The organism is Pseudomonas sp. NMI760_13 (assembly GCF_021283245.1).
Taxonomy (GTDB): domain Bacteria; phylum Pseudomonadota; class Gammaproteobacteria; order Pseudomonadales; family Pseudomonadaceae; genus Aquipseudomonas; species Aquipseudomonas peradeniyensis.
In genome coordinates this window covers 27,000-43,441 of the sequence record NZ_JAJSRC010000015.1, presented here as the reverse complement: position 1 = coordinate 43,441, position 16,442 = coordinate 27,000, and the positions used below count along the sequence as shown (strand labels likewise).

The window sequence follows — 16,442 nt, the reverse complement described above, 5'->3', positions numbered from 1 at the left end:
CTAACGCTAATTACTTCTGCTTCACACCTTCGACGCTGATATCCAGGTCCAGGGTCTGGGAGGTCGGGCCTGGGCCTTTGATCCCGAAGTCGTTCAGGTTCAGCGTGGTCTTGGCGTTGAAGCCGGCACGCTCGCCACCCCACGGGTCCTTGCCTTCACCGTTGAACACGGCCTTGAAGGTGACCGGCTTGGTCACGCCGTGCAGGGTCAGGTCGCCAGTGACGTCGGCGGTCTTCTCACCGGTCGACTTGACGCTGGTGGAGACGAACTTGGCATCCGGGTACTTCTTCACATCGAGGAAGTCTTTGCTGGCGATGTGCTTGTCACGCTCGGCGTGGTTCGACCACAGGCTGGCGGTCTTCAGGTCGACGCTGATCTTGCTGGCCTCGGGCTTGGCGCTGTCCCAGGTGAAGTTGCCGTCGAAGTCCTTGAAGGTGCCGTGGATGAAGCTGTAGCCCAGATGGCTGATCTTCCAGTCAACGAACGCGTGCTGGCCTTCCTTGTCGATCTTGTATTCGGCGGCCATGGCCTGGCCGGCGGAGATCAGGGCGGTACCGAGCGCCAGAGCGGCAAAAGTCTTTTTCAACATCCTTACTTCCTTCCTTTGCAATTGAGGTTGAGAGTCAAGCTTTGCGGCCCAGCATGCGGGTCAGGGTCGCGTCACGGTCGATGAAATGGTGCTTGAGTGCCGCCAGGGCATGCAGCACCGCGAAAATCACCAGGCCCCAGGCCAGCCACAGGTGGATCACCCCCGCGGTATCGGCCTGGTCAGGAAGGTCACTGATCAGCGCCGGCACTTCGAACAGGCCGAACACCGGAATGCCGACACCGTCGGCGGTGGAAATCAGGTAGCCGGCGACCATCACCGCGAACAGGCCCAGGTACAGCGCCAGGTGGCCCAGCTTGGCGGCCAGGCGGGTGACCTTGCCATGGTTGGCCGGCGCCGGCGGTGGCGGGCTGATGAAACGCCAGAGTACGCGCAGCAGCATGGCGGCCAGCAGCACCAGGCCGATGCTCTTGTGCAGATCGGGCCCGGTCTTGCGCCAAGGGCTGTAGTAGTCGAGACCGACCATCCACAGGCCCAGGCCGAACAGGCCGAAGACCGCCAGCGCCACGCCCCAGTGCAGGACGATGCTGACCAGGCCATAGCGGGAAGATGAGTTGCGCAGTTGCATGTTGGCGTGTTTCCCCGTGAAAGCTGTGCACAAGACTAGCGCGTAACGCATCGAATAAAAGCGTAAAAAATTGCTTCGGATTATCTAAAAACCCGATATTTAGTGTGCAAGCTTCCTATTAAGGAAACATTAACGATAGTCGTTTGGTAGGAGCTTGCCACCGTCGGCAAATTTGTGGGAGCGGGCTTGCTCGCTCCCACAGGAGACAGGGCAATTGCCTGTCGAAAGATCAGCCGGCCTTGGCCTGGCTGTTGACCACTGGCTTCTTGGCCGGTTCCGACTTGGCGGTGGCCTTCTTCACCGGCGCCGGCTTGGCGGCGGGCTTGTGCGCCTGCTTGGCCGCAGGCTTGGCTGGGGCTGGCTTGGTGGCGGCCGGCTTCACCGGTTCCTCCTTGGCCACAGGCGCCGGAGCGACAGGCGCGGGGGCCGCGGCAGGCACCGGCGCAATCTCCTCGGCCTTGGCGATCGGCGCGGCCTTGACCTCTGGCTTGTCAGCACCACCGAACAGACGCGAGAAGAAGCCTGGCTTGTCCTGCCTGGCCTCCTCGACCTTCACAGGCTCCGCCTTGGCCGGGGCCTTGTCGGAGCCACCACCGAACAGGTTGGAGAAGAACCCGCCCTTGTCCTTCGCCACGACCGCGCCCGCAGCGGCCGCGGCGGCAACCGGTGCGGCCTTGGCCGGGTCGAAGGATTTGCCCGCAGCCAGGTCCTGAACCTGGCTCGCGGCGCGCTGGCCGCTGCGCAGGGCGCCTTCGAGGGTACCGGGGTAGAGCGCGTCGGTATGCTCGCCGGCAAAGGCAATGCGCTGAACCGGACGCTCCCACAGGCGCCAGTACTTGCTGATCTGCCCAGGGCCGTAGGCCAGGTAGGCGCCCCCCATACCGGCATCAGTGCTGTAACGGCGCACTTCGTAACCGGTAAAGGCGCCACGGGCCTGCGGGTAGAAGGCGTGCAAGCGGATCAGCACCTGGTCGACCATCTGCTTGTCACCGAAGGCCTGCAACAGGCGAGCATTGTCGCCGGACAGGTTGATCACCACGTTGGCGCCGCCCTTGAGCGCCGGTTCGATCCACAGCATGCCCAGGCCGGTGTTGGAGAAAATCTCGCCGGACATGCGCGCACGGCTTTCCCATACCGGGTTCTTGAACTTGAGCATCAGCTGATCGCGCCAGCCGTAGTTGGTGCCCTTCAAGGCGCCCAGGTGCTGGTTGTCCAGGCCCGGGGTCATCTGGATCTTGGCCAGGGCCCGCAGCGGCACGGCCATGACCAGGTAATCGGCCTTGTAACCCACGGCACCGACCTTGACCGTCACCCCGTCCTTGTCCTGGACGATGGCGGTGACCGGCGAGCTGGTCTTGATGGTCTTGAGCTGCTTGACGAACGCCTGGGCCAGCACCGGGCTGCCGCCCGGCAAGCGCGCGGCGCGCAGGTCGCGGTCGCTGACGTTGCGGTAGACACGGCTCTGTTGGGCGAAATACAACAGCGACAGGCGCGATGGCTCGTCGTAACGGGTGCGGATCTGCTGGTTGACCAGCTGACGGGCGGTCGCCGGCAGTTGCAGCTTGTCCAGCCAGGTGGACACGTTCATCTGGTCAAGGGCGAACAGGGTGCTGTTGGCCGCCGGGTTCAACGGGTCCTCGATGGAGCGGGCCAGGTCGTCGAGGGTCTTCTCATAACGCTTGAGGGCCTCGGCGGTGGCCGGTTGCCTGGTTGCGAGGTCGGCGGCGCTGAAATACTCCCCGTCGATCAGGTAGCCGGGGTTACGCACGAACTCCGGTGCCGGCAAGGTGCCGACCTTGAACTGCTCCAGATACTGGTTGAGCACCGGCTGGGTCTTGCTGTTGCCAATCCACTCGCTGGTGGCCAGCCCCGAACGCCCGCCCATCCCTGACTTGGCCTCGAGCAAGGTGACCTGCCAGCCCTTGCCTTGCAGCTCGTAGGCCGCGGTCAGGCCCGCCAGGCCACCACCGACGACGATCGCCGTCTTGTCCTTGGCCAGCGCGGCACCGCTGGACACCCCGATCAATACCAACGCGCACAGGCGCACCCAAGCAGCAGCCATGATGGCGAACTCCGGTTAGAGAAGCGATAGAAGAGACGGGGAAGAATGCCCCGGGAGAGATGCGTTAAGAATACGTCACCTCTGCCCACCCTGCCACCGCAGTGACATCAAGTGCTTTTGGCAACTGGTAATTTTGTCAGTAGCCGTTTGTCGCAAGGGCAGGCAGGCTTGGCTCGCACTCCAGAATCAGGCCGGAGAAACAGCGGTGATCTACACGGAAGATTTTGCCAGGTGGCAGCCCTTGGCACCGATGCCGGAAATCACCTGGCGCACCCCCACGGGCCTGAGCATCATCTCCAATGGCACCGCCTACAGTTCGCGCTACCAGACCGACGAAGGGCGTAGCGGTACGGAACTGGTCGTCCGAGGCCAGTGCGATATCGAAATCATCTTCGGCCAGACGGTCGATTGCCTGCTGCTCGAAGTGGAGATCAATACGCTAGGCAGCGCCGTTTCGACCGCCTACTGGCTGACCTTGCGCGACCATGACTACACCGAGTTCATGCCCGGTCCCGCCACGCTCGGCTCCTTCTGGCACGACGTGCCCGGCCCCCTGGATCGCCTGGTCCTCTCCACCCTGCCGCTGTGCACCGTGCACATACGCCAGCTGGAATGGCGCCCGGCCTGGCGTCACTGAGCGGTTGTCCTGCCTTCCGGCATTGCTTAGGCTTACGCGGTCAAACCGAGCCGTAACGCCAGGAGAAGTGCCCATGGGCCTCAACGAACAGTGGATGCAACGCGACCTCAAGGTCCTGTGGCACCCCTGCACCCAGATGAAAGACCACGAGCAGCTGCCGCTGATCCCGATCCGCCGCGGCGAGGGCGTGTGGCTCGAGGACTTCGAGGGCAAGCGCTACCTGGACGCGGTCAGCTCCTGGTGGGTCAACGTGTTCGGCCATGCCAACCCGCGCATCAACCAGCGCATCAAGGACCAGGTCGACCAGCTCGAGCACGTGATCCTCGCCGGTTTCAGCCACCAGCCGGCGATCGAGCTGTCCGAACGCCTGGTGGCGATGACACCGGCCGGCCTGGAGCGGGTGTTCTACGCCGACAATGGCTCCTCCTGCATCGAAGTGGCGCTGAAGATGAGCTACCACTATTGGCAGAACATCGGCAAACCGCAGAAAAAACGCTTCGTCACCCTGACCAACAGCTACCACGGCGAGACCATCGCGGCGATGTCGGTGGGCGACGTGCCGCTGTTCACCGAGACCTACAAGGCGCTGCTGCTGGACACCATCAAGGTGCCGAGCCCGGACTGCTACCTGCGCCCCGAAGGCATGGGCTGGGAGGCGCATTCGCGAAACATGTTCGCGGCCATGGAACAGACCTTGGCCGAACATCACGCCAGCATCGCCGCGGTCATCGTCGAGCCGCTGATCCAGGGTGCCGGCGGCATGCGCATGTACCACCCGGTGTACCTCAAACTGCTGCGCGAGGCCTGCGACCGCTACGAGGTGCACCTGATCCACGACGAAATCGCCGTGGGCTTCGGCCGCACCGGCACGATGTTCGCCTGCGAACAGGCCGGCATCCGCCCCGACTTCCTGTGCCTGTCCAAGGCCCTGACCGGCGGCTACCTGCCCCTGGCCGCCTGCCTGACCACAGACAAGGTGTACCAGGCCTTCTACGACGACTACTCGACCCTGCGCGCCTTCCTCCACTCGCACAGCTACACGGGCAACCCGCTGGCCTGCGCCGCAGCCCTGGCGACCCTGGACATTTTCGCTCAGGACAACGTCATCGAGGCCAACAAGGCCCTGTCGGCGCGCATGGCCAGCGCCACCGCGCACCTGGCCGATCACGCCCATGTCGCCGAGATCCGCCAGACCGGCATGGCCCTGGCCATCGAGATGGTCCAGGACAAGGCCGGCAAAGTCGCCTACCCCTGGCAGGAGCGCCGTGGCCTGAAGGTCTTCGAGCATGCCCTGAGCCGGGGCGCGCTGCTGCGTCCGCTGGGCAGCGTGGTGTACTTCCTGCCGCCCTACGTGATCACCCCGGAGCAGATCGACTTCCTGGCCGAGGTGGCCAGCGAAGGGATCGACATTGCCACCCGTGATCACGTCAGCGTGGCTGTACCGGCCGATTTCCACCCCGATTTCCGCGATCCGGGCTAGGCCCAATGCCTTCTCACAGCCCCCTGTAGGAGCGGCCTTGTGCCGCGAAAGGGCTGCGGAGCAGCCCCAGGTTTTCAGCTTCGCAGCAGAAATTGCCGGGGCCGCTTTGCGGCCCTATCGCGACACAAGGCCGCTCCTACAGGGACGTTGCCCCCATTCCGATTCCGAGTAGAACCATGAGACTCTCCCGCTTCTTCATCGACGCCCCGCTTGGCCTCGGCGAGCACGAGCTCCCCGAAGCCCAGGCCCACTACATCGGCCGCGTGCTGCGCATGGCCGCCGGCGACGCCGTGCAGCTGTTCGACGGCAGCGGCCAGGAATACCTCGGCCAACTGCTCGAGGTGGGCAAGAAAAGCGTGCGCGTCAGCCTCGACCAGGCCCTACCCGGCCAGGCCGACTCGCCGCTGCACATTCACCTCGGCCAGGGCCTGTCCCGCGGCGAGCGCATGGACTGGGCGATCCAGAAGGCCACCGAACTGGGCGTCAACGAAATCACCCCGATCGTCAGCGAACGCTGCGAAGTACGCCTGAAGGACGAGCGCGCCGACAAGCGCCTGGCCCACTGGCGCCAGGTGGCGATCAGTGCCTGCGAACAGTGCGGCCGCTCGACCCTGCCGGTGATCCACCCGCCGGTCACCCTGGCCGAATGGCTCAAGGGCACCGAGGCCGACCTCAAGCTGGTGCTGCACCCGGTGGCAGAGCCGCTGACCAGCCATGAAAAACCCGCGAAGCTGGCCTTCCTGATCGGCCCGGAGGGGGGCCTGAGCGATGCAGAAGTCGAACAGGCCAAGGCCAGCAACTACCACGCCGCCCGCCTTGGCCCTCGCGTACTGCGCACCGAGACCGCGCCGGTAGTGGCGTTGTCGGTGGCGCAGCAGTTGTGGGGCGATTTCTAGGACACGTAGAAGAACACCGCGACGAAGTGCATCAGGCTGCCGGCGATGACGAACAGGTGCCAGATGCCATGCCAGTGGCGGAACCGGCTGTCGAAGGCAAAGAAAATGATGCCGACGGTGTAGAACACGCCGCCGGCCGCCAGCCAGGCAAAGCCGGCGCCGCCCAGGCTGTGCAGCAGCGGCTTGACCGCCACCAGCACGATCCAGCCCATCAGCGCGTAGATGACGATCGACAGGATCCGCGCCTCCGAGCGCGGCTTGATCTCCTGCAACATGCCGACCAACGCCAGCCCCCAGACCACCCCGAACAGGCTCCAGCCCCAGGGCCCGCGCAGGCTGACCAGGCAGAAGGGCGTGTAGCTGCCGGCGATCAGCAGGTAGATCGACAGGTGGTCGAGCTTGCGCATGATGCGCTTCGCCCGCCCTCGCGTACTGTGATAGAGGGTAGAGATGCTGTAGAGCAACAGCAGGGTGAAGCCGTAGATGGAGAAACTGACGATCTTCCAGGGATCACCCTGCAGACCGGCCACGACAATCAGCCAGACCGCGCCAATGCAGGCCAGGACCGCACCGACCAGGTGGGTCCAGGCGTTGAAACGTTCACCATGGTACATGCAAGCAAAGACCTCCCGCAGCAGATGAGGTTCCAGAAAGCACACGTTCTGTAGGAGCGGCCTTGCCGAGGCGTCGGACCGGCCGGAAAGGGTCGCAACGCGACTCCAGGATCTCTATGACTCGCAAGTTCCGCAGGGGCTGCTGCGCAGCCCTTTCGCGGCACAAGGCCGCTCCTACAGGGACTGTGGCACTTCGATACTACTCCGGCGAGGATTGCAGTTGCGCGTCACGCACCATTCTTTCCAACCCCGCCAGGTCAGGCACCCGCGCCACCTGTTCGCCCACCTGCACCGCCGCAAGCTCCAGCCCTGCCAACGGCACATCGACATAATTCAGCTGGCTGTCGAGCTTGCACGAGCGCGGAATCCCCTGCAGCAGCAGCGCCAGGTAGCGCAGCCCGGTATCCCCCAGGGCGTTGAGCACCACCACCCGCGCCCGCTCCCCGCAGGAAGTCTGCCCGCCACACGCGGCCTCGAAGCCGATCAGTGGCAACCGCTGTTGGCGCCAGTTCACCCAGCCCAGGTGCCAGGCCGGCTCCCCCGGTTCGCAGGCGATGACACGGTGACCGATCAGCTCGGCCACCGCCACGTTGGGCAACACCAGGGTGCGGTCGCCCAGGGGCAGCAGCAACCCGGTCAGGCTGCTGCGCTGGCCGGCAATATGTTCAAGCATGGGGCTGGCTCCAGTGGGCGATGCTCTGCAGCAGCACCGATTCCTGATACGGCTTGCCGAGGTATTCATTGACGCCGATGGCCATGGCCCGGTCGCGGTGCTTCTGGCCGGTACGCGAGGTGATCATGATGATCGGCAGCTGGCTCAGGCGTTCATCGCGGCGGATCCGCGTGGCCACTTCGAAGCCATCCATGCGCGGCATCTCGATATCCAGCAACAGCACATCCGGACGGTGCTCCTCGAGCAGCGCCATGGCATCGACGCCGTCCTTGGCCGTCAGCACGCTCATGCCGTGCCGCTCGAGCAGGCGGCTGGTGACCTTACGCACGGTCACCGAGTCGTCCACCACCATCACCAGCAATGGCCGCCGAGGCACCGGACCGGTCAGCCCATGCGCGCCCTCGGCCACGCCCGGCAGGCGCGCCAGGCGCCGTTGCTGGCCGCGCAACTGGCCGAGCAGGTCGAGAATCAGCACCACCCGCCCGTCACCCAGCAGGGTGGCGCCGGACAGTCCCGGCACCGCGGCGAACTGCGGGCCGAGGCTCTTGACCACGATCTCGCGGCTGGGCGACAGGCTGTCCACATGGATGGCGAACGACTGCTCGTGTGAATGGGTGAGCAGCACCGGCAGCGGCACGCTCTGCCCCAGCAGCCCAGGCTGGCCGCCGCCCTGCAACAGGTCGCCGAGGTAGCGCAGCGCGTAATCGTGGCCGGCATAGCTGTAGCGTGGTGGGTCGAGCCGGTAACAGGCCTCCAGCTCCGCCGGCGGCACGCGCACGATGCCCTCGATGGTGTTCAGCGGGATGGCGTACTGCTCGTCCTCCACGTGCACCATCAGCGCCCGGTTCACCGACACGGTGAACGGCAGGCGGATCAGGAAACGCGCGCCCTTGCCGGGGCTGGACTCGATGCTCATCGAGCCGCCCAGTTGCTTGACCTCTTCATGGACCACGTCCATGCCCAGGCCGCGCCCGGAGATCTGGGTGATCTTCTCGGCCGTGGAGAAACCGGGGCGCAGGATGAACTGCAGGATCTCGTGGTCGCTCAGGCGCGCCTGCGGATCGAGCAGACCACGCTTGATCGCCTTGTTGCGCACCGCCTCCAGCGGTACCCCGGCGCCGTCGTCGCTCATCTCGATGACGATGTCGGCACCTTCGTGCAGCAGGTTCAGGTGGATGGTGCCCTGCTCCGGCTTGCCGGCCGCAAGGCGCGCCTCGCGAGCTTCCAGGCCATGGTCGACGGCATTGCGCAGCATGTGCTCCAGGGGCGCAACCATACGTTCGAGCACGCTGCGGTCGAGCTCGCCCTCGGCGTTGCCGACCACCAGTTCGACCTGCTTGCCCAGCTCGCTGGCCACCTGCCGTACCACCCGCTGCAAACGGGGCACCAGACGCTCGAAGGGCACCATCAGGGTGGCGGTCAGGCCCTCCTGCAACTGGCTGTTGACCCGCGCCTGCTGCTGCAGGAGGCTGTAGGCTTCCTGGGCCCTCTGCAGCAGGGTTTCCTTGAGGTCGAGCAAGTCCGAGGTGGACTCGAACAGCGCCCGCGACAATTGCTGCAGCTGGGAATGGCGGTCCATCTCCAGGGGGTCGAAATCGTCATAGGCGTCACCCTCCAACTGGTGACGGCTGGAAATCCGCCCCTGGGTCTCGATGTCCAGGCGCAGCAGCTGATCGCGCATGCGCTCCAGCGTGGTCTCCATCTCGTTGAGGGCGAACTGCGCATCGTTGACCTGCTGCTCGATGCGCCCGCGGATCACCGAATGCTCACCGGCCAGGTTGCCCAGGTCGTCGAGCAGCTCGGCATCAACCTTGACCATGTCGCCCGCCCGCTCGGGAGCGACAGCCGTGGCCTCGGCGGGAGCTGGTTCGGCCTGGGGCTGGCCGGCCACGCTGTCGGTCAGCGCGGCGCTGGAGAAGTTGCGGATGTAGTCGATCAGCGCCGTGGCCGTATGCAGCGGCTCGCCCAGGCGCGCCGCGTCGAGCATGTGCGCCAGGCGGTCATGACAGTTCTGCAGCAGGCTGAACAAGGCCGGCGTCGACGGCAGGCGTCCGGCGGCCAGCAGTTCGTAGAGGAATTCAAGTTCGTGGGCGAGGTCACCGATGGCGGTGATCTCGACCATGCGCGCGCCGCCCTTGAGCGTGTGCAGGTCGCGCAGCAGGTTCTCCACCTCGACCGTGTTGCGCGGATCGGCCTGCCAGCGCGCCAGGGACTCGGCCGCGCTCTCGAGAATATCGGAGCTCTCTTCGAGGAAGACCTCCAGCAGTTCCTTGTCGCTCTCGGTTTCTTCGTTGTCGTCCTGCGGCTCGGAGGTGACGGGAGGCGGGGCGCTGTGGCGGAACTCACGCAATTCGCCCAGCAACGCCACCGCCGACAGCGGTGCCTGGCCCTCGCGCAGGCTGCGCAGCATTTCGGCCAGGGCGTCATGGCTGCGCCGGAGCAGCTCGAACAGTGCCGGGCTGGCACCCAGCCGACGGTCCACCAAGCCTTCGTAGAGCAGCGCCAGCTCCTGGCCCAGCACCTCGACGGCGCCGATCGCCGCCATCTGTGCCCCTCCCTTGAGGGTGAGCACATCGTGCTGCAGCGCCGACAGCGGCGACAGGCTGTCCGGATCGGCCTTCCATTGCCGCAAGGCCTGGTCGGCACCGTCAAGGATATCCCCGGCCTCTTCGAGGAACAGCTCGACCAGCGCCGGGTCCGGCAACTCGCCTGGAGCCGTAAGCACCGTGACGCCGTTCGCCCCGACCAAACCCAATGCTGCAGGGTCGAGGGCATCATCGAGCAGGCCATGCAGGGCCGCCAGGCATTCGGGCCGGGGATTCGGGTCCTGGCCGGCGGCTATCTCGTCGAACAGGTCGAGCAGCGCCTCATGGGCTTGCCGGGCAACGGCGAAGAAGCGCGGCGTGACGGCCAGGCTGCCCTCCTCCACCGCACCGTACAGGTCGAGCAGCCCTTCGCAGACCTCATCCACCTGCCACAGCTCGGCCTGGTGCGCGCCGTGACCGAGGGTGGTCATCTCCTCGAGCAGCAGGTGCAACTCATGGTGTTGCGTGGGATCGCCCTGCCAGTTGGCGAGCCGCGCCTCGGCATCGAGCAGGATATCCATGCCCATGGTCAGGAAGGTGGCCGTCAGCTGCGGATCGCGCCGGAGCCGGCGCGGCGGATGCGGCTCGGCCTGGAGTTGGGCCAACCGGGCGTCAACCGTCTGCCCGACCTGTTCGATCAGCCCGGCGGCCCCGGGGATCGGCGCCAGCGGCGTGCTGCCCAGCTGGGCCAGGCCCAGGTGCAACAGCGAGCGAGCCGCCTCCAGCAGTTCGATCTCGGCCACTTGCAGGGGCAACTGGTGCCCCTTGTATTCACGCACCAGGCGGTCGAGGGCGGTGGCCAGCTCCGCCACCGGCATCACGCCGGCCATGGCAGCGCTGCCCTTGAGGGTGTGCAGGGCGCGTTGCAGGCTGTCGTTGACCGCGATGCCCTGGCCGTCGGCCGCCTGCAGGAACCCATCGAGCCCGGCCAAATGGCCCTGGGCCTCGTTGCGGAAGATCTCAAGCAAGTGCGGATCGAGGCCATCGATACTGGCGCTGACCGGCGTGTCGTTGAGCGCCAGCGCATGCAGGTGCCCGGCCAGCTGCTCGATCTCGGCCGTGGGCGGCAACTGGCTGGCGGCGAAATCAGCAAGCAGGTCGGGCAGGCGCACGAACACCTGCTGCAGGGCCACCAGGCCTTCGGCGCTGAGCACGATGCGCCCTTCCAGCACCCGATTGAGCAGGTGCTCGGCGCCCCAGGCCAGCTCGGCCACGGCTTCGGCATGGACCATCCGCCCGCTGCCCTTGAGTGTATGCAGTGCCCGGCGCACCTCGATCAACGCCTCGCGCAGGCCGTTGTCGGCGCGCCAGCGCAGCCATTGGCGCTCGATTTCCGGGAGCAGCTCGCTAGCCTCTTCGAGGAATACTTCGCGCAACTCATCGTCGATACCGTCCAACGCCTGCTCGCCGCCCGCAGTTGCCGTGTCACGCGCGCACTGCACGCCCAGCGCGGACAAGCTGGCGTGGGCCATGTCGATGAAGCACTGGGCGTCGGCCAGCGGATCGGCCACCCGCCATTGCAGCCAGGCCTCGCCGGCACTCAGGGCATCGGCCAGGTGCGCCAGTTCGTCCGCTTGCGGCTCATCCTCCAGGTGCACCAGCCAGCCTTGCACATAGCCCGCGCAACCGGCGAACACCTCGGCGGCGGCTGGCAGCATCAGCATCGCCAGCGCCCCGCGCACCTGTTGCAGCAACCCGGGCAGGGCTTGCAGACGCTGGCGTGACCAGTCGGACTCCAGGCAATCGCCGATCAGGTCCTTGGACTGTTGCAGCACGTTGAGCGATTCGTTGAGCACCAGCTGGCGGATTTCGGCCAGGTCCGAGCCGGGCAGGCTGCCGGGGCTGATTTCCTCCAGCGGACCAACCATGCCGTTGAGGGTGGCCTCGACATACAGCAGTGCCCCGGCGACATCCATAAGCACAGCCTCGTCCACGCCGCCGTCTTTTTCGACCAGTGCCTGCAACGCCAGCACCTGGTCGATTATCACCCGCCGCGGCTGCTGGAAGCCAAGCACCGCCAGGGTATCGGCCACGTGCCGCAAGGGCGGCAGCAGCGACTCCAGTGACTCGCTGGGCGAACGCTCGCCGCCGACGAAGGGGTCGAGGCGATCCTTGATGCGCATCAGGTCGTCGCACAGGGCCATCACTACCGAGCGCAATGCATCGCGCCCGGCGCCGGCCTGCATGTGCTCACGCCAACTGCCCAGCGACAGGTCGAGGTTGGCCAGGTCCGCCGCGCCGGCCAGCCGCTGCCCCAGGTCACCCAGCAGGCTGCCCTGGGCCAGGGGTTCGGCGCCTCGGCAGACCCGCAGCTGGTTGAGCAGCGGCATCACCACCAACGGCAGGTCGTGGCGCGCGCCGCGCAGGCGGTCCAGGTACGGCGGCAATTGCTCGAGCCCGCGGAACAGCGCGCCCAGGCAATCGCCACGCGGGCTCACCTGGCCGTCGGCCATGGCCCGCCCGAGCAGTTCCAGCTCCTCGGCCAGGCGCATCGCGCCCGGCAGCGCGAGCATATGCAGACAGCCGTGGACCTGGTGCAGGTTGTCGACGAAGAACGCCAGCATCGACAGGTCGCCCGGCTCCGCCGAGAAGCGCTCCAGGGCCTGACGCGCCTGACCCAGGCAATCGAGGATCGGCGCCTTGGTCCAGGCCAGGGCCACCGTGTCGTGACGCTCGCCGGGCGCGTTCAGGTTCGCCTCGTTCACGAGCGCTCCACCGGTTTGGGCAAGGTGAAGCCGGACACCGAGCGGCGCATCTCGCTGGCCATGCGCGCCAAATGGCGGATGCTGTCGGCGGTGGCGCCGGAGCCGGCGGAGGTCTGCGCAGTGATTTGCTGGATCACCGCCATGGTGTGGGAAATTTGCCCCGCCGAGGAGGTCTGTAACTGGGCGGCGTCGGAGATACTGTGGATAAGTTCAGCCATGGTCTGCGAAACGCCCTCGATTTCCGCCAGGGCCACCCCGGCATCCTGCGCCAGGCGCGCGCCACGCACCACTTCGGCGGTGGTCTGTTCCATGGAAATCACCGCCTCGTTGGTGTCGACCTGGATGGTCCGCACCAGCGCCTCGATCTGCCGGGTCGCCGAGGAGGATCGCTCGGCCAGGCGCTGCACCTCGTCGGCGACCACGGCGAAGCCGCGACCGGCCTCGCCGGCCAGCGAAGCCTGGATCGCCGCGTTGAGGGCGAGGATGTTGGTCTGCTCGGCAATATCGTCGATCAAGCTGACGATGTCGCCGATCTCCTGGGACGACTCGCCCAGGCGCTTGATCCGCTTGGCGGTGTCCTGGATCTGCTCACGGATGTTGTCCATGCCGTGGATAGTGTTGTGCACCACCTCGTTGCCCTTGTTGGCGATGGCCACCGAGCGCTCGGCCACCTTGGCTGACTCATAGGCGTGGGCCGAGACCCGGTCGATCGACTCGACCATGTCGCCCACCGCCTCGGAGGCCTCGCTGATCTGCTCGGCCTGGTGCTCGGAGGCCTTGGCCAGCTGGCGGGCGGTGTTCTGGGTGTCCTGCACGGCGGCGGCGACCTGCTCGGCGCTGTGATTGATGGTGGCGACCAGGTCGCGCAGTTGGTCGACCGAGTAGTTGATCGAGTCGGCGATGGCGCCGGTGAAGTCCTCGGTGACCGACACCGTGACGGTCAGGTCGCCGTCGGCCAGCTCCTCGATCTCGTCGAGCAGGCGCATGATCGCCTGCTGGTTGCGTTCGTTCTTCTCGGCGGTCTCGCGCAGCTGGCGGTGAGTGGCGCGCACCATCACCAGGCCGATGAGGATGATCGAGGCCAGCGCCAGCAGGCCGAGCACGTAGCCGCCGACGGTGTCCAGGGTGCGCCCACCGGCCAGGTTCTCGAAGCCGTTGGCCAGGTGCGAGGCCTCGTCGAGCAGGGTCTGCGACAGGCTGAAGATATTGCCGGCGGCCTCGCGCACCCGGAACAGTTCGGGTGAGGTTTCAAGGATCTCGTCCACCGAACCCGAGACAAACTGGAACAATTCGGCAATCTCGGCCAGCCGTGCCCGGGCATCGGCGTCCTCGACCCGGGTGACCTGGATCGCCGGATTGCCGGCGAGCATGCCTTCGAGCACCTGGCCGAAGCGGCTGGCGTCGCGACCGAAGGCGTCGGCGGCCTGCACCGAGGTCTCGTCGCCGGCAAGCACGGTATTGACCGAACCAAGTATGCGTTCGGCCAGCAGCAGCTGACGCTGGGCCACTGCCACCTGATTGGCCGGCGCGCCGCTCTGCAGCAGGATCTCCACCACCTTCTCGTACTCGACCTGCAATTGCGGCACGGTCTCGGCCAGGGTGGCCGCGACCTGGTGCAGCGACAGCACGGTCTGTTCGCTGGCGAGGATGGTGTCGGTGTTCTTGCGCAGGTTCTCCCAGTCCTGGCGCACCGCGTCCATCTCGTCGCGCACCGTCACCGGCGCGGCGGGCAGGCCTGTGGTCTTGTCGCCCTCGCGCAGGTAGCTCCAGCGCCGCTCGAAGTCGTTGCGCGCATCGCTGAGCAGCTTGAACGCCAGTGCCTTGCCCGCCGCCGCCTCGGTGGCGTTCTTGGCGATGCGCTGGGACAGCACGCGCAGCTCGCCGGCATGGCCGATGTACTGTTTGTCGTGGTTGGCCTGGGTGTTGAGGTAGGCGAAGTTGGCGAACAGCAGGACGATCGACAGGATCAGCACCACGAACAGCACGGTGATCTGCGCGGTGCTGCGCGGGCGCTGGGCCACGGCGGCTGGCAAAACGCCGGCGGTGGCTACGGAAGGTCCTGGCTTGTTCACGTCGAAAATCCTCTACAACGCCACATCGAGAAAACCCGGGGCCTGGGCCAGGGCGAACGGGCTGAAGATCGCCCAGTTGCGTTCACGGGGAAAATGGCCCTGCACGAAGGGCGCGGCCGCGCGGATCAATGGCTGCGGCGGCGACAGCTCGAGGCTGCTCAGGGCGAAGTGCTGCAGACCCACCACCTCGTCCACCAGCAGCCCGGCGAACAACTCCTCGTGATCGAGCACCAGCACCCGCCGTTGCTTGCCCGCCGCCGCCGGGCCAAGGCCGAAAAACGCGCACAGGTCCATCACCGGCAACAGTCGCCCGCGCAGGTTGGCCACCCCGCGGACCCAGGGCTGCACGCCTGGTACCCGGCTGCTGCGGGGCTCGCGCAGCACCTCGGCGACCTCGCCCATGGGCGCGACGAACCATTGCCCGGCGATGCGAAAGCCGATGCCACTCCACTGCTGCAGGCGGATGTCCTGCGGTGGCTGGTCGGCCACCAGCAGGCGGCAGCGCCGGTCGATGTCCAGCAACAGCTCGAAGGCGGTCAGCGACGCGCCCTGCGGGCGGGTGGTCAAGCGCCGAGCACTTCTTTCAACTTGGCGATCAGGGCGTCTTCTTCCACCGGTTTGGTGAGGAAGTCCCGGGCGCCCTGGCGCAGGGCCCAGATGCGATCGGTATCCTGATCCTTGGTGGTCACCACGATCACCGGGATGTGACGGGTCTCGTCATCCTTGCTCAACTGGCGGGTGGCCTGGAAACCATTCATGCCTTGCATGACGATGTCCATCAGCACGGCGTCGGGTTTTTCCTGACGGGCCAGGGCCACGCCGTCGGCGCCATTGTCGGCCTTGAGCACCTGGTGGCCGTGATTTTCGAGCCATTCGGTCAATCGATACATCTCTGTCGGCGAATCATCGACAATCAGAATTCGGGCCATGCTGTTTCCCCATCAGGAAATAGAGACGCCGTCCGGTGAAGGCGGCGTCAGGGTGCGTTTGGGTCCTGCGCGGCGAAACCGGGCACGCTGGCACGGATCGCGTCGAGCAGTTCTTCCTTGCTGAACGGTTTGGTCAGGAACTGGTCGGAGCCGACCACTCGGCCGCGGGCTTTGTCGAACAGGCCATCACGGGAAGAGAGCAGGATCACCGGGGTGTCCTTGAATGCGTTGTTGTGCTTGATGATGGCGCAGGTCTGGTAACCGTCAAGGCGCGGCATCAGCACATCGACGAAGATGATCCGGGGCTTGTGGTCGACGATCTTGGCCAGGGCGTCGAAGCCGTCGCTGGCGGTGATCACCTCGCAGCCGGCCTCGCCGAGCAACATCTGCGCGGTGCGGCGGATCGTGCGGGAGTCGTCGATCACCATCACCTTCAGGGGTTGTTCCATAGTCGCACTACCATCGCTGCCGGGGCCGAAATCCTGGGGCCGCTTCGCGCCCCATCGCGACACAAGGCCGCTCCCACCTGTCCATGCGTTGCGCTGAGCAGCCATCCGACGCCGAACCCTGTGGGAGCGGCCTTGTGTCGCGATGGGCTGCGCAGCAGCCCCAGC

At 66.2% G+C, this 16,442-nt stretch carries 13 protein-coding genes; 3 read left to right on the top strand and 10 right to left on the bottom strand.

What is annotated here, in order from left to right; translation table 11 throughout:
• Nucleotides 1-10 precede the first annotated feature (10 nt).
• The 3 genes from LU671_RS16575 to LU671_RS16565 all read right to left on the bottom strand — a co-directional run bounded on the left by LU671_RS16575 (nucleotide 11) and on the right by LU671_RS16565 (nucleotide 3,237).
• Nucleotides 11-589, bottom strand: coding sequence for a YceI family protein (locus LU671_RS16575; protein WP_203648287.1), 579 nt, complete (start codon nucleotides 587-589; stop codon nucleotides 11-13).
• Between the two features lie 34 nt (nucleotides 590-623).
• Nucleotides 624-1,175 (bottom strand): cytochrome b, encoded by a 552-nt coding sequence (locus LU671_RS16570; protein WP_069016035.1) that lies wholly within the window; start codon nucleotides 1,173-1,175, stop codon nucleotides 624-626.
• A 229-nt stretch (nucleotides 1,176-1,404) separates the two neighbouring features.
• Entirely contained in the window at nucleotides 1,405-3,237 is a 1,833-nt protein-coding gene (locus LU671_RS16565) for a flavin monoamine oxidase family protein (RefSeq protein WP_232856278.1), read from the bottom strand.
• A gap of 241 nt (nucleotides 3,238-3,478) precedes the next feature.
• On the opposite strand from LU671_RS16565, the gene LU671_RS16560 reads away from it, so the two are divergent.
• The 3 genes from LU671_RS16560 (at nucleotide 3,479) to LU671_RS16550 (ending at nucleotide 6,250) form a co-directional block, all read left to right on the top strand.
• Nucleotides 3,479-3,874, top strand: a complete 396-nt coding sequence (locus LU671_RS16560) for a hypothetical protein (protein WP_203648292.1) — start codon at nucleotides 3,479-3,481, stop codon at nucleotides 3,872-3,874.
• A gap of 73 nt (nucleotides 3,875-3,947) precedes the next feature.
• On the top strand, nucleotides 3,948-5,354 hold the full coding sequence (locus tag LU671_RS16555; protein WP_232856277.1) for an adenosylmethionine--8-amino-7-oxononanoate transaminase: 1,407 nt from the start codon (nucleotides 3,948-3,950) through the stop codon (nucleotides 5,352-5,354).
• Between the two features lie 176 nt (nucleotides 5,355-5,530).
• Nucleotides 5,531-6,250 carry a 16S rRNA (uracil(1498)-N(3))-methyltransferase gene (locus tag LU671_RS16550; protein ID WP_203648296.1) on the top strand — a complete coding sequence of 240 codons (720 nt, stop codon included), beginning with the start codon at nucleotides 5,531-5,533 and terminating at the stop codon, nucleotides 6,248-6,250.
• On the opposite strand, the gene trhA is transcribed toward LU671_RS16550, so the two are convergent.
• The 7 genes from trhA to pilG form a co-directional block, all read right to left on the bottom strand.
• Entirely contained in the window at nucleotides 6,247-6,864 is a 618-nt protein-coding gene (gene trhA, locus LU671_RS16545) for a PAQR family membrane homeostasis protein TrhA (RefSeq protein ID WP_203648298.1), read from the bottom strand. The genes LU671_RS16550 and trhA overlap by 4 nt on opposite strands.
• Nucleotides 6,865-7,063: 199 nt before the next feature.
• Nucleotides 7,064-7,537 (bottom strand): chemotaxis protein CheW, encoded by a 474-nt coding sequence (locus LU671_RS16540; protein WP_203648300.1) that lies wholly within the window; start codon nucleotides 7,535-7,537, stop codon nucleotides 7,064-7,066.
• Nucleotides 7,530-12,827: an Hpt domain-containing protein gene (locus LU671_RS16535; RefSeq protein WP_232856276.1), complete on the bottom strand. Its 5,298-nt coding sequence runs from the start codon at nucleotides 12,825-12,827 to the stop codon at nucleotides 7,530-7,532. The genes LU671_RS16540 and LU671_RS16535 overlap by 8 nt, the downstream gene beginning before the upstream one ends.
• Entirely contained in the window at nucleotides 12,824-14,860 is a 2,037-nt protein-coding gene (locus tag LU671_RS16530; protein ID WP_203652715.1) for a methyl-accepting chemotaxis protein, read from the bottom strand. Before LU671_RS16530 ends, LU671_RS16535 begins: the two co-directional genes overlap by 4 nt.
• A gap of 51 nt (nucleotides 14,861-14,911) precedes the next feature.
• Nucleotides 14,912-15,466: a chemotaxis protein CheW gene (locus LU671_RS16525; protein ID WP_232856275.1), complete on the bottom strand. Its 555-nt coding sequence runs from the start codon at nucleotides 15,464-15,466 to the stop codon at nucleotides 14,912-14,914.
• On the bottom strand, nucleotides 15,463-15,828 hold the full coding sequence (pilH, locus tag LU671_RS16520) for a twitching motility response regulator PilH (protein WP_232856274.1): 366 nt from the start codon (nucleotides 15,826-15,828) through the stop codon (nucleotides 15,463-15,465). The genes LU671_RS16525 and pilH overlap by 4 nt, the downstream gene beginning before the upstream one ends.
• A 47-nt stretch (nucleotides 15,829-15,875) precedes the next feature.
• Nucleotides 15,876-16,277, bottom strand: a complete 402-nt coding sequence (gene pilG / locus LU671_RS16515) for a twitching motility response regulator PilG (protein ID WP_110734729.1) — start codon at nucleotides 16,275-16,277, stop codon at nucleotides 15,876-15,878.
• Nucleotides 16,278-16,442: the final 165 nt, after the last annotated feature.

What these genes read in the sequence shown, in the direction of transcription:
- LU671_RS16540 (WP_203648300.1), bottom strand. Translation starts at nt 7,537, where the DNA reads ATGCTTGAACATATTGCCGGCCAGCGCAGCAGCCTGACCGGGTTGCTG.
- pilG (WP_110734729.1), bottom strand. Translation starts at nt 16,277, where the DNA reads ATGGAACAACCCCTGAAGGTGATGGTGATCGACGACTCCCGCACGATC.
- LU671_RS16555 (WP_232856277.1), top strand. Translation starts at nt 3,948, where the DNA reads ATGGGCCTCAACGAACAGTGGATGCAACGCGACCTCAAGGTCCTGTGG.
- trhA (WP_203648298.1), bottom strand. Translation starts at nt 6,864, where the DNA reads ATGTACCATGGTGAACGTTTCAACGCCTGGACCCACCTGGTCGGTGCG.
- LU671_RS16570 (WP_069016035.1), bottom strand. Translation starts at nt 1,175, where the DNA reads ATGCAACTGCGCAACTCATCTTCCCGCTATGGCCTGGTCAGCATCGTC.
- LU671_RS16575 (WP_203648287.1), bottom strand. Translation starts at nt 589, where the DNA reads ATGTTGAAAAAGACTTTTGCCGCTCTGGCGCTCGGTACCGCCCTGATC.
- pilH (WP_232856274.1), bottom strand. Translation starts at nt 15,828, where the DNA reads ATGGCCCGAATTCTGATTGTCGATGATTCGCCGACAGAGATGTATCGA.
- LU671_RS16565 (WP_232856278.1), bottom strand. Translation starts at nt 3,237, where the DNA reads ATGGCTGCTGCTTGGGTGCGCCTGTGCGCGTTGGTATTGATCGGGGTG.
- LU671_RS16550 (WP_203648296.1), top strand. Translation starts at nt 5,531, where the DNA reads ATGAGACTCTCCCGCTTCTTCATCGACGCCCCGCTTGGCCTCGGCGAG.